Below are 12542 nucleotides of genomic sequence, written 5' to 3'. Positions count from 1 at the left end.
GGGGTTGAACACGCGGCGGACCGGCGGGGCCAACCGGCCGTTCGTCTCGGGCGGGAACAGTTCGTCGAACTCCTGCCGGTCCGTGTGCCCCAACCGCTGGTAGCGGGCCCACAACGCCTCGCCCGCCTCGGCCTCCAGCCGGGCCATGGCCGTCTTGTAGCGCTCGACCAGGACCAGTTGCGCCCCAGCCAGAGCCCGGATCTCAGCCGGGTCGGTCACGGCCTGGATGTCCCGAGCGAGATCCCCCAGGTGGTCGATCAAGACTTCATGGTCGGTGCGGAAATCGGTACCGTTTTGCATGGGTCGCAGGTCCTCTCTGCGGTCAAGGCCCCCGGGCCGGTGTTCGCGCACCACCGGGGGTCGTCTTGTGTCTGGGGCACACAGGGGGCACCACAGACCTGAAATAGGCTCGAATGAACTCGATCGGACTTAAAGGTTTTTTCCTTGCCCCGAAACGGAATTTATGCCGGGGCGCAGGTCAGCGAAACAGCGGAATCAGTTCCGCCTGTTCTGAACCCCTTCCGGCGTCGGCGGTGTGCGCCTGATCACGCCCTGCCGAGCTCGGGGTTCCACGACCCTGCCGAGTTCGCTGCCTTGTGTCGCATGCGTCAAGACCAGTGGGCGGTGTTCACCCGATGGGATGCCAAGAGGTAGGGTTCCTCACCGTTCCTGGTGGTTCTTGTTTGTTGGTGTTTACTTCGGAGGTGTGCACCGGTGCATGTCCTAGCCGCAGCGAACCTGCGACTCGACGCGAAGGCGATCGACTACCTGTTACTCGCGTTCTACTTCGTGCTGGTGCTCGGCATCGGCTACCTGGCCAGAAGGCAGGTTTCCAGCAGCCTCGACTTCTTCCTCTCCGGCCGGTCACTGCCCGCCTGGGTGACCGGGCTCGCGTTCATCTCCGCGAACCTCGGCGCGGTCGAGGTCATGGGCATGTCGGCCAACGGAGCGCAGTACGGCCTGCCGACGGCGCACTACTTCTGGATCGGCGCGATTCCCGCGATGCTGTTCCTGGGCATCGTGATGATGCCGTTCTACTACGGCTCCAAGGTGCGCAGCGTCCCGGAGTTCATGTTGCGCCGCTTCAACCGCCCGGCGCACCTGGTCAACGGCATCAGCTTCGCGCTCGCCCAGATCCTGATCGCCGGCGCGAACCTCTACCTGCTGGCCAACGTCGTCAACCTGCTGCTCGGCTGGCCGATCTGGGTTTCCATCATCGTGGCGGCCGTGATCGTGCTCACCTACACCGCGCTCGGCGGCCTGTCCGCCGCTATCTACAACGAGGTGCTGCAGTTCTTCGTGATCGTCGCGGCGCTCCTGCCGCTGACCGTCGTCGGCCTGGTCAAGGTGGGCGGGTGGCAGGGCCTGGTCGACAAGGTGACCGGCAGCCCCGGCGGCGCCACGCAGCTGCACTCCTGGCCGGGTAACCAGCTCACCGGGTTCGGCAGCAACTTCCTGTCGGTGCTGGGCCTGGTCTTCGGCCTCGGTTTCGTGCTCTCCTTCGGCTACTGGACGACGAACTTCGTCGAGGTCCAGCGTGCGATGGCGTCCAAGAGCATGTCGGCGGCCCGCCGCACCCCGATCATCGGCGCGTTCCCGAAGATGTTCGTGCCGTTCATCGTGATCATCCCCGGCATGATCGCCGCGGTCACGGTCACCGAGCTGATGGGCGAGAACAAGACCGCCCTGCTCGCCGGCAACGGCGCCCCCAGCGGCGCGACCTTCAACGACGCGCTGCTGCTGCTCATGCGGGACCTGCTGCCCAACGGCATGCTCGGGATCGCGATCGCCGGCCTGCTGGCCTCGTTCATGGCGGGCATGGCGGCGAACCTGTCCTCGTTCAACACGGTGTTCACCTACGACATCTGGCAGACCTACATCAAGAAGGACAAGCCGGACCAGTACTACCTCAAGTTCGGCCGCGGGGTGACCGCCGGCGCGTCGATTCTGGCCATCGGCACGGCGTTCATCGCTTCGACGTACTCGAACCTGATGGACTACCTGCAGACGCTGTTCTCGTTCTTCAACGCCCCGCTGTTCGCCACCTTCATCCTCGGCATGTTCTGGAAGCGGATGACCCCGCACGCCGGCTGGTCGGGTCTCATCTGCGGCACGGCCTCGGCGGTCACCGTGTTCGTGCTCAACAAGACCGGCGTGATCAGCCTGCCGGGCCAGGGTGTCAGTTTCGTCGCCGCGTCCGTCGCGTTCGTGGTCGACATCGTGGTCAGCGTCCTGGTGTCCCTGGTGACCAGGCCGAAGCCCGACGAGCAACTGGTCGGCCTGGTTTACTCGCTCACCCCGAAGTCGACCAGGCAGCACGAGACCACCGGTGAGGACGCCGGCTGGTACCGCAAGCCCGGTCTGCTCGCCGGGATCGCCCTGGCCCTCACGATCGTGCTGAACATCATCTTCTAGGAGCCGTCATGACCGACCAATCCACGCGCACCCGCCGCGCCGCGTTCGACATCAGGCTGATCATCGCGCTGCTGATCGGGGTCTACGGCCTGGTCCTGACGATCATGGGGCTGGCCTTCACCGCGGACGAGGACATCACCAAGGCGGCCGGGGTGAACATCAACCTCTGGGCGGGCATCGGCATGCTGATCTTCACGGCGCTGTTCGTGCTGTGGACGGTGCTGCGCCCGATCCGCGTTTCGGAGGAGCCGCCGAGCGGCGAATAGCCCGTTTCCGGGCACCCCCGACGAGGCCGGGCGTTACCGTGCACGCGTGCTCGCTAACGTCCGGCTTTTCGTGTTCCTGGCGATCGTGCCGCTCGCGGCCGGATGCGCCGGTCCCGACCTGACCAAGCAGAACTTCCCGCGCACGACCGTCACCGCGTCCGCGCAGGCGGGCGGCCCGATCAACGACGCGGCCGTGACGTTGCCGGCGCTGCGCACCATCGACCCGTGCGGGCTGATCGACAGCGCCACCCTCGCCGATCTCGGCGCCGCCGAGCGCCCCGCCACCTCCGACCCGGACGCCTGCACCAACGTGGTGCGCGACGCCGGTGGTAAGCGGCTTCAGATCAATTTGCGGCTGGGCGGCATCGTCATCGACCCGCGGAAGGCGTCGGGCACCGTGGAAGGGCTGCCCCTGATCGTCGAAAAGGCCGGTGACTCCCATTGCGACGTCACCGCGGTGATCTCACGCTCACCGGGCCTCGGTATCGCGGCCGGGATCGACTACTCCGGCGGCGATGCCTGCGGTGCCGGGCGAACCGTGCTCCAGAAGGTGCTCAGGAAGATCCACGCCGGTCCGCCGCGGCTCGCGACGCCCGCCGGTTCCGCCCTCGCGGTCGACCTGTGCGCCGTGCCCGACGCCTCGGTGACGACCGAAGTGCTGGGCCGGGGCTCCGAGAGTTCGGCTGCCGGCCTGCATCGCTGCGAATGGTCGGGCGGGGCGGCCAACGGTTATCTCTCGCTCCAGCAGACCGGAATCCCGGGCGAGGACGACGGGGTGCCGGTGAATCTCGGTGGCGTCACCGGGTATCGGAAGCTCGAGGTCCGCGCGGGCAAACGGTGCACTATTTCCTGGCTCCAGCGGGCGACCCAGGACGGCGAAGGCGAAGTGATCTCCGTCGAGTACGACAACTACCACGACGACGCCGCGAAGGACGACGCGTGCGGCAAGGCGCTCAAGATCGTCCGCTCCGCGCTGCCGAAACTACCCAAGGCGTGATAACAAGGGGTCAGGTCACGGCCGAGCCAACGGAGGCGTGCCATGAAGAAGATCATCAACGATCCGTCCACGGTGGTCACCGAATCGTTGCGCGGGCTCGCGTCCGCGCATTCCGAGCTGTTGCGCATCCAAGAGGATCCGAACGTCGTGATCCGTGCGGACGCGCCCGTGGCGGGCAAGGTCGCCGTGATTTCGGGCGGCGGCTCCGGGCACGAACCGTTGCACGGCGGGTTCGTCGGACCGGGGATGCTGGACGCCGCCGTGCCGGGGGCGGTGTTCACCTCGCCGACCCCGGACGGCGTGCAGGCGGCTCTGGAGGCCACCGCCGGCGACGCCGGCGCGCTGCTGATCGTCAAGAACTACACCGGGGACGTGCTCAACTTCGAGACCGCCGGAGAGCTGGCCGCGGCGGGCGGGCTCGACGTGCGCAGCGTGGTGATCGACGACGACGTGGCCGTCGCGGATTCCACCTACACCGCGGGCCGTCGCGGGGTGGGCGGGACGGTGCTGCTGGAGAAGATCGCCGGTGCGGCGGCCGAGCGCGGCGACTCGCTGGACGCCGTGGAAACCGTGGCGCGGCAGGTGATCGAGCAGGTGCGGTCGATCGGGGTCGCGCTCACCGCGCCGGTCGTGCCGCATGCCGGCGAGCTGAGTTTCGACCTGGCGGGCGACGAGATCGAGTTCGGCATCGGCATCCACGGCGAGCCGGGCCGCGAACGGATCAAGGCCGAGCCCGCCGATGACCTGGTGGCGAGGATGGTCGGCGCGATCGTCGAGGATCTGCCGTTCACCAGCGGGGATCGCGTGCTGCTGTTCACCAACTCGATGGGCGGCACGCCGCTGATCGAGCTGTATCTGGCGCACGGGATCGCCGAACGGCTGCTCGTCGAGCGCGGTATCACCGTGGAGCGGCGGCTGGTCGGCCCGTACATCACCAGTCTGGAAATGCAGGGCATCAGCCTCACCTTGCTGAAACTCGACGACGCGCTGACCGGACTGTGGGACGCGCCGGTCAACACGCCCGCGTTGCGCTGGAGGGCCTGAGATGGGATGCACGGCCCAGGGGATCGCCGACGCGCTGCGGGCCGCCGCCGGCGTGATCGGCCGGCACCGGGTCGAGCTCATCGACCTGGACCGCGCGATCGGCGACGGGGACCACGGCGAGAACATGAACCGCGGGTTCGCGGCCATAGTGTCCGCATTGGACTCGAAGGTGCCCGAGAACCCGGGCGCGGTGCTCAAACTCGCGGCGACCACACTCATTTCGAAGGTGGGCGGCGCGGCGGGTCCGCTGTACGGAACGGGTTTCCTGCGTGCCGCGACCGCGACGGGCACGATGTCCGAAGTGGACACCTCCGGCGTGGTCGCCGCGTTGCGGGCCGCGCTGGAGGGCGTGCAGGCGCGAGGCAAGGCGGTGGCGGGGGACAAGACCATGGTGGACGCGCTCCTGCCCGCGGTCGCGGCGGCCGAGGCCGCCGCGGGGTCGCCGGGAGCCGATGTCGCCGCGGTGCTCAGGGCGGCCGCCGACGCGGCGGCGAAGGGTGCCGAGTCCACAGTGGATCTGGTGGCACGCAAGGGAAGGGCGTCCTACCTCGGTCAGCGCAGTGCCGGGCACCTTGATCCCGGCGCGCGTTCCACGGCGCTGATCCTGGACGCGCTGGCACAGGAGGCCCGATGAGCGAGAATGGCGGAGCCCCGCTCGTTGGGGCCGACCGGGTGCGGGTGTCCCGCAAGAAGGAGCAGGCCCGATGAGCGAGGATGGCGGAGCCCCGCTTGTGGGGCTGACCGGGTGCGGGTGTCCCGCAAGAAGGAGCAGGTCCGATGAGCGTCGGGCTGGTTCTCGTTTCGCACAGTGCGAAGCTCGCCGAAGGACTCGCGGAACTCGTCGCGCAGATGGCCCCGGACGTCACCCTCGTCCCGGTCGGCGGGCTCGCCGAAGGCGGTATCGGTACCGACTACGACGAGGTCGTGGCGGCCGTGCAGCGAGCGGACTCGGGTGACGGCGTGGTGCTGCTCTACGACCTGGGCAGCGCGCAGATGACCGCGGAACTGGCGGTCGAGTCGCTGCCCGATCCGGACTCGGCGGTCGTGGCGGACGCGCCGTTCGTCGAAGGCGCTGTCGCGGCCGCTGTGGCGGCGCAGGGTGGCGCGGACCCTGTCGCTGTCGCCGAGGCCGCGGCCGCCGCGGGGGCACCGGAACTCGAAGAAGCGGCCGAGCCCGGCGAGGAGAGCGTCCACGGCGTCGTCCTCGAATTGAGCAACGAAATCGGCCTGCACGCCCGTCCCGCCGCGTTGCTGGCCCGGAGCCTGACCGGCATCGAGGCCGACGTCAGCGTCCGCATGGGCGACCAGGAGGCCGACGCGCGCAGCGTGCTGGGGTTGATGGGGCTGAGCGCGCGCAAGGGCGATCAGATCGAGGTTCGTGCCCGGGGCGCCCAGGCCGAGCAGGCACTCCGGGCGGTGACGGAGCTGGTGGAGCGCGACTTCGACGAGTAGGCGCCAAAGCGATAACGAAGCCGTTCGGATGGCCGGGTGGCGGAACCAAAGGGCGCCTGGCGCCGTCTCCGATACGTTGACGCGCCTGCCTGTCACGTTTCGCGCGTCCCGCATGACTGGAGGATGCGCGATGTTGACCAGGTCCCTGGGGGTGTTCCTGCTGTTCGGGGTCGCGGTGGCGGTGACCGGCTGCACCGCCGCCGTCACGGGCAGACCTTCGCCGAACGCGGCGGCGGTGGTTCAGATCCAGGAGGAACGCACGCCGCTGACGTCGGACCGTGCCCTCGGCGACCTCAGCACCATCGACTACTGCAGCCTGTTCGACGCCGCCGCGGTCGAGAAGGGCGGCGCCGACAACGTGGGGGAACTCCAGCAGTCGTTCGGCGAATGCACGGTGTCCGCGAAGCTCAGTGGACAGGCCATCACCGTGGAGGTCGGCTTCCTCGACAAGAACGCCACCGGGCGGATTCCGGATCCCACAAAAAGGCTGCCTCGCGGCTTGGTCGCGCAGCGCGACCTCAACGCCGGCCCGGACGTCTGCACAACGAACCTGGCCTTCCCGGACCGAGTCAGCGTGGAGATCTACACCTACGTCGACGACGTGTCGAACACGGTGAGCGGCTCGCAGGCCCTGTGTCAGGTGAACTCGGCCGTACTGGACCGCATGGTCACCGCGGTGACTCAGAAGAAGGTCGCGCATCTCACCTTCGCCCCGGGCACGCTGGGCACCGTCGACGCCTGCGCCCTGATCTCGGACAGCCGGGTGACCCAGGAGATCGGGATGCCGATGCGGCATGACGAGAACCCGGCGAAGCACCGGTGCCAGTGGAAGATCACCAGCAGCGGACCGCGCGCCACGTTGTGGTTCTACGCGGAGAACCCGTCGCCGGCCGTCCCCGGCACGACGACCGAGACCATCGCCGGCCGGCAGAGCATCGTCCAAAAGCTTTCCGGGAACTACTGCCTGGTGACGACGGTGGTCGGGCCGTATGCCGCGAAGAGCGGCGAGAACGAGACCGCGGGGGTCTACGTCAACATGCTGAGTGCGGTGCCCAAGGACGCGTGCGGCGTCGCCAGGGCACTGGCGAACGTGGCCTGGCCGCAGTTGCCGTCGAGCTGATTTTCGCCGGTAGCTCCCCTTCGGCTGACGGGGTTCCGCGGCGAGGACGGATTCGGTGTTCGTGTTCGCGCTAAAACGCGGCAAATGCTGCCAACCCGCGTCCGACGTGGCACTATCTCTAGTTACTAGCCGGTAACCAGCGGAGGTCGCCATGGTGATCACGAGCGTGGGTGTGGTCGGAGTGGGCACGATGGGCTCCGGGATCGCCGAAGTCCTGGCGCGGAGCGGGTTCGACGTGATCGGTGTCGAGATCGACGAGGCCGGCGTCGCGCGCGGGCGCGGGCATCTCGAACATTCGACCGCCCGGGCGGTGGCGGGCGGCAAGCTGGACGAGGCGGGCCGGGCCGAACTGCTCGGCCGGATCACCCTGGCCACGGCACTGAGCGAACTGGCCGAAGTGGACTTCGTGATCGAGGCCGTGCCGGAAAGCCTCGAGCTCAAAGCCGAGGTCTTCGCGCAACTGGACAAGATCGTCAAACCGGAGACGGTGTTCGCTTCGAACACGTCGTCGCTGTCGGTGACCGCGATCGGGGTGCACACCGCGCGCCCGGGCAAGGTCGTGGGGATGCACTTCTTCAACCCCGCGCCGGTGCTCAACCTGGTCGAGATCGTGCGGACGGTGGTCACCGAGCCGGAGGTGATCGCCGAGGTGGTCGCCTTCGCCGGACGCCTCGGGAAGACGCCGGTGGTGATCGGCGACCGGGCCGGGTTCATCGCGAACGCCCTGCTGTTCGGTTACCTCAACCACGCCGTGCGGATGTTCGAGCAGCGATACGCCACGAGGGAGGACCTCGACGCGGCAATGCGGTTCGGCTGCGGGTACCCGATGGGCCCCCTCGCGCTGCTCGACCTGATCGGGCTGGACACCGCCTACGAGATCCTCGACTCCATGTACCACCAGTCGCGCAACCGGCTGCACGCGCCGGCGCCGCTGCTCAAGCAGATGATCACCGCGGGGCTGCTGGGCCGCAAGAGCGGCCGCGGCTTCTACGCCTACGAATCCCCGGACTCTCCGGTCGTGGTCGACGCCGCCACTTCGTCCACAGTGGACGTTTCCACCGCGCGGGAAGTCCGGCGGGTGGGCGTGGTCGGCACCGGGACCATGGCGACGGGCATCGCCGAGGTCTTCGCGAAGAAGGGCCATGCGGTCGTGTTGCGCGCGCGCAGCGCGGAAAAGGCCGAGGCCGCGGTGGCGAAGGTGGGCAAGTCGGTCGGCAGGGCGGTGCGCAAGGGCAAGCTGCCCGAATCGGAGGCGGCGGCGGTGCTGGCCAGGATCCGGCCCGTGGTGGACTTCGCTGAACTGTCCGAAGTGGACCTCGTGGTGGAGGCGGTGGCCGAGGAGCTTCCCGTCAAGCGCGAGGTGTTCGCCGCGCTGGACGCCGTCGTCAGGCCGGGCGCGATCCTGGCCACCACGACCTCGTCCCTGCCCGTGATCGAGTGCGCCGCGGCGACCGGCAGGCCGGCCGACGTGGTCGGGCTGCACTTCTTCAACCCCGCCCCGGTGATGAAGCTGGTCGAGGTGGTCGCCACGATCGCCACCGCGCCGGACGTGGTCGCCACCGCGCACGCGGTCTGCGCCGCGGTCGGCAAGCATCCGGTGCACTGCTCCGACCGCGCCGGGTTCATCGTCAACGCGCTGCTGTTCCCGTACCTCAACGACGCGGTGAAGATGCTCGAGGCGCACTACGCGCAGGCCGACGACATCGACACCGCGATGAAGGTGGGCTGCGGGCTGCCGATGGGCCCGTTCGAACTGCTCGACGTGGTCGGCCTCGACGTTTCCCTGGCGATCCAGCGGACTCTCTACAACGAGTTCCGCGAGGCCGGCTTCGCCCCGGCGCCGCTGCTCGAGCACCTGGTCACCGCCGGGCGCTTCGGCCGTAAGACCGGTAAGGGCTTCCGGGACTACACCGCCTGAGAAGATTTCCTGCCAAGCTGGGAGTGTGGAACTGCCAAACCTGCCCAACCATCCGCATCTGGCCGAGGTCGTGCCTTCCGTACTCGCGGCGCTCGGTGTCCGTGACTTCACGAACACGCTGGGATTCGACGAGATCGCCGGTGCCTGCGTCCTGCTCGTCGACGGGCTCGGCTGGGAGCTGCTGACCGAGTACGCGGCCGAGGCACCGGTGCTCACGTCCCTGCGCCGGACGAAGTTGCGCGTCGGCTATCCCGCCACGACGGTCGCCGGGCTGGCCGCGATCGGCACCGGGCTGGCCTCCGGCGAGCACGGTATGGTCGGCTACAGCTTCGAGGTGCCCGGAGCCGGGGTGATCAACGCGTTGCGCTGGCGCCGCCACCCGGGTGGCCCGGACCTGGGCGAAAGCCTGCGGCCCGAGGAAGTCCAGCCGCTGCCGACCACTTTCGAGCGGGCGGGCCTCGACGCGTGCGTGGTGTCCGAGGCGCAGTTCGCCCAGTCCCCGCTGACCCGTGCCACCCTGCGCGGGGGCCGGTATACCGGGGTTCACGCGCTCGGCGATCTGGCCGCGTCCGTGCTCGACGCTCTGAGCAGACCGGGCTTCTGTTATGCGTATCACAGCCAGCTCGACATGCTCGGCCATCTCTACGGACCCGGCTCGCCGGCGTGGCGGATGCAACTGCGCCAGGTGGACCGGCTCGTGGAGTCCCTTGTGGATGGTCTGCCCGCCGGCCGCCTGCTCGCGGTGGTGGCCGACCACGGCATGGTGGCCCTGGACGAGTCCACCGTGGACCTCGACGCGGCGCCCCGGCTGTGGGAAGGGGTCCGCGCGATCGGCGGCGAAGCGCGGGCCCGGCACGTCTACTGCGAACAAGGCGCGCAAGCGGATGTGCTTGCGGCCTGGCGGGAAACGCTCGACGGTTCGGCTTGGGTGGCGACCCGCGAGGAAGCGATCTCCGCCGGCTGGTTCGGTCCTCGGGTGGCCGACCGGGTGCGGTCGCGCATCGGAGACATCGTGGTGGCCGCGCGCGCTCGCTTCGGCATGCTCCGGCGTCAGGCGGAGCCGATCGAGTCCGTCCTGGTCGGGCACCACGGCTCGGTCACGTCGGCCGAGCAACTGGTTCCGCTCGCGGTCGCCTATCGTTCCTGAGGCTTCAGGCCGTCGAGCATGACGGTCAGCAGGCGCTCGAACGCCTCGGGATCGGCTTCCACCGCCACGGCCAGGCCGTGGGCGAGCAGAAGCAGGTCGCGAGGCTGGACCTTGTCGCGCACGACACCCGCGTCCTGGGCGGTCTTCAACATGGCCGCCGCGGCTTCGTTCATCAGTATCTTGCACAGCGCGAAGGTCGCGGAGTTCTTGTCCATCGCGACCTTGAGCGTCGCCGCGAGGCCCCGCTTCCGCGTGGCGTACTGGACCTGTTCGCCCATCCACGCGGCGAGTGCCTCCCGGGGCTCGTGCTCCTCCAGCAGCCGGTAGGCGAGGTCGCACAGCCGTTTGATGTCCTCGCTGTAGACCGCTTCGATCAGCGACTCGCGGCGGGGGAAATGCCGGTACAGCGTGCCCGCGCCGACACCGGCGCGGCGGGCGATGTCGTCCAGCGGCGCGTCCGGACCGTGCTGGCGGAACGCTTCGCGCGCGGTGGCCAGGATTCGCTCGTAGTTGCGCCGTGCGTCGGCGCGCATCGGGCGGGGTTTCGTCACTGCCGCCTCCGCGATCCCGGCGGTCACGCCGTCAGGTGCCGGGTCGTGGCGTCGCATCAGGGCCTCCTCGCCGAAGCGGACAGATTCTCCGGATAGGGTTGCGCAACCGGAGACGGCCTCCATATGATAGCTCGTAGCGGAACCGGAGAGTCTGTCCGCTTATTTTCGCGAACCCGATGGAGCTTTTCTTGTCTGGAACAACCCTGCCCGTGAACGTTCCGTCCGCCGGTCTCCGGCACCGGCCGGGCGTCGTGCTGGCCACCCTGCTCACCTGCCAGTTGATGATCGTGCTCGACGTCACCGTGATGAACGTGGCGCTGCCGCGGATCCGGTCCGATCTCGGCTTCAGCGCGTCGGGCCTGTCCTGGGTGCTCAATGCCTACACGCTCGTCTTCGGCGGCCTGCTGTTGCTGGGCGGGCGAGCCGGCGACCTGTTCGGCAGACGCCGGATGTTCATCGCGGGCGTCACCCTGTTCACCCTCGCGTCGCTGGCGGGCGGGCTGGCGGAGTCCCCGGCCTGGCTGCTGATCGCCCGTGTCCTGCAGGGCATCGGGGGTGCCGCCGCGGGGCCGAGCACACTGGCCCTGCTCACCACGACCTTCACCGGACCTCGCGAGCGGATGCGCGCGCTTGCCCTGTTCTCCGCGATGTCCAGCGCCGGTTTCGCGGTCGGGCTCATCCTCGGCGGCCTGCTCACGCAATGGCTGTCCTGGCGGGCGGTGATGTTCATCAACGTGCCCTTCGGCGTCGCGGTCGCCGTGCTCGCCGCCCGGTTCCTGCGCGAACCCGAACGGCATCCGGCCCGGCTCGACCTGTGGGGCGCGGCGACCGCGACCGGCGGTGTCGCCTCGCTGGTGTACGGCTTCATTCACGCCGCATCCGCGGGCTGGGGTGACGGGTCCACCCTGTTCTGGCTGGCGGCCGGGGTGGTCCTGCTCGCCGCGTTCCTGGCCATCCAGGCCCGGTCCGCGGAGCCGATGATGCCGCTGCGGCTGTTCGGCGACCGCAACCGGGCTTCGGCCTACCTGAACTTCTTCCTCGGCCCGATGGCGGGCATGTCGATGTTCTTCTTCCTCAGCCAGTACCTGCAGGAGGTGCACGGCCTCGACGCGCTGGGCACCGGGTTCGCCTTCCTGCCGATGGCGCTGCTGGTCTTCACGCTGAGCCGGTTCATCCCGCGGCTGCTCCCGCGCTTCGGGCCGAAACCGGTGGCGCTGGCGGGCACCGTGCTGATGACCGCGGGACAGGTCCTGCTCACCCGGCTCGACGAGGGCAGCGGCTACTTTCCCGCGCTGTTCCTCCCGATGGTGCTGATGGGCCTCGGCATGGGCATGGCGTTCTCACCGCTCAACGTGATCATCATGGCGACGGTGCCGCCGAGGGACGCCGGCGCCGCGGGCGGCGTGCTGCAGACCATGCAGCAGATCGGCAGCACCCTCGGCCTGGCCATCCTGGTCACCGTCTTTGGCACCGCGACCCGGCACGCCACCGGTCCCGCGCCCCACATCCTGGTAACCGGCATGACCACCGCCTTCGTCGCCTCCGCCGTCATCGCGTCCCTGACCTTCCTGGTCGCCCTCACCTTCCGCGGCGCGCGAGTCGGACTTTCGTGACGCGCGAGTCGGGCTTTGG

Annotated in this window: 12 protein-coding genes; 10 read left to right on the top strand and 2 right to left on the bottom strand. The window is 69.0% G+C overall.

The window, feature by feature from the left end; genetic code table 11:
- On the bottom strand, positions 1 to 261 hold a 261-nt coding region (locus VJT49_RS12025; RefSeq protein WP_324164844.1), incomplete at its 3' end, for a hypothetical protein.
- A gap of 453 nt (positions 262 to 714) precedes the next feature.
- Here VJT49_RS12025 and VJT49_RS12020 point away from each other — a divergent pair.
- The 9 genes from VJT49_RS12020 (at position 715) to VJT49_RS11980 (ending at position 10359) form a co-directional block, all read left to right on the top strand.
- On the top strand, positions 715 to 2415 hold the full coding sequence (locus tag VJT49_RS12020) for a sodium:solute symporter family protein (RefSeq protein WP_324164843.1): 1701 nt from the start codon (positions 715 to 717) through the stop codon (positions 2413 to 2415).
- 8 nt (positions 2416 to 2423) lie between these two features.
- Entirely contained in the window at positions 2424 to 2681 is a 258-nt protein-coding gene (locus VJT49_RS12015) for a hypothetical protein (protein WP_324164842.1), read from the top strand.
- A 46-nt stretch (positions 2682 to 2727) separates the two neighbouring features.
- Entirely contained in the window at positions 2728 to 3678 is a 951-nt protein-coding gene (locus VJT49_RS12010) for a DUF3558 domain-containing protein (protein WP_324164841.1), read from the top strand.
- A gap of 42 nt (positions 3679 to 3720) precedes the next feature.
- Positions 3721 to 4722, top strand: a complete 1002-nt coding sequence (gene dhaK / locus VJT49_RS12005) for a dihydroxyacetone kinase subunit DhaK (RefSeq protein ID WP_324164840.1) — start codon at positions 3721 to 3723, stop codon at positions 4720 to 4722.
- A gap of 1 nt (position 4723) precedes the next feature.
- Positions 4724 to 5356 (top strand): dihydroxyacetone kinase subunit DhaL, encoded by a 633-nt coding sequence (gene dhaL / locus VJT49_RS12000; RefSeq protein ID WP_324164839.1) that lies wholly within the window; start codon positions 4724 to 4726, stop codon positions 5354 to 5356.
- 143 nt (positions 5357 to 5499) lie between these two features.
- Positions 5500 to 6174, top strand: a complete 675-nt coding sequence (dhaM, locus tag VJT49_RS11995; protein ID WP_324164838.1) for a dihydroxyacetone kinase phosphoryl donor subunit DhaM — start codon at positions 5500 to 5502, stop codon at positions 6172 to 6174.
- A 130-nt stretch (positions 6175 to 6304) separates the two neighbouring features.
- Entirely contained in the window at positions 6305 to 7294 is a 990-nt protein-coding gene (locus VJT49_RS11990) for a hypothetical protein (protein ID WP_324164837.1), read from the top strand.
- A gap of 151 nt (positions 7295 to 7445) precedes the next feature.
- Positions 7446 to 9212, top strand: a complete 1767-nt coding sequence (locus tag VJT49_RS11985) for a 3-hydroxybutyryl-CoA dehydrogenase (protein WP_324164836.1) — start codon at positions 7446 to 7448, stop codon at positions 9210 to 9212.
- A 25-nt stretch (positions 9213 to 9237) separates the two neighbouring features.
- Positions 9238 to 10359, top strand: a complete 1122-nt coding sequence (locus tag VJT49_RS11980) for a nucleotide pyrophosphatase/phosphodiesterase family protein (RefSeq protein ID WP_324164835.1) — start codon at positions 9238 to 9240, stop codon at positions 10357 to 10359.
- On the opposite strand, the gene VJT49_RS11975 is transcribed toward VJT49_RS11980, so the two are convergent.
- The gene (locus VJT49_RS11975; RefSeq protein ID WP_324164834.1) at positions 10347 to 10967 is read right to left on the bottom strand and encodes a helix-turn-helix domain-containing protein; all 621 of its coding nucleotides are present in this window, start codon (positions 10965 to 10967) and stop codon (positions 10347 to 10349) included. The two genes, VJT49_RS11980 and VJT49_RS11975, sit on opposite strands and share 13 nt — an antisense overlap.
- Positions 10968 to 11098: 131 nt before the next feature.
- Between VJT49_RS11975 and VJT49_RS11970 the strand changes: the two genes are divergently transcribed.
- Entirely contained in the window at positions 11099 to 12523 is a 1425-nt protein-coding gene (locus VJT49_RS11970) for an MFS transporter (RefSeq protein ID WP_324164833.1), read from the top strand.
- Positions 12524 to 12542 lie beyond the last annotated feature (19 nt).

It is taken from the genome of Amycolatopsis sp. (assembly GCF_035276945.1).
Classification (GTDB): domain Bacteria; phylum Actinomycetota; class Actinomycetes; order Mycobacteriales; family Pseudonocardiaceae; genus Amycolatopsis_E.
This window is presented reverse-complemented; position numbering and strand designations above follow the sequence as displayed.

Coding starts and splice junctions, on each gene's coding strand:
- dhaK (WP_324164840.1), top strand. CDS start 3,721: ATGAAGAAGATCATCAACGATCCGTCCACGGTGGTCACCGAATCGTTG.
- VJT49_RS11990 (WP_324164837.1), top strand. CDS start 6,305: ATGTTGACCAGGTCCCTGGGGGTGTTCCTGCTGTTCGGGGTCGCGGTG.
- dhaL (WP_324164839.1), top strand. CDS start 4,724: ATGGGATGCACGGCCCAGGGGATCGCCGACGCGCTGCGGGCCGCCGCC.
- VJT49_RS12015 (WP_324164842.1), top strand. CDS start 2,424: ATGACCGACCAATCCACGCGCACCCGCCGCGCCGCGTTCGACATCAGG.
- VJT49_RS11975 (WP_324164834.1), bottom strand. CDS start 10,967: ATGCGACGCCACGACCCGGCACCTGACGGCGTGACCGCCGGGATCGCG.
- VJT49_RS11985 (WP_324164836.1), top strand. CDS start 7,446: ATGGTGATCACGAGCGTGGGTGTGGTCGGAGTGGGCACGATGGGCTCC.
- dhaM (WP_324164838.1), top strand. CDS start 5,500: ATGAGCGTCGGGCTGGTTCTCGTTTCGCACAGTGCGAAGCTCGCCGAA.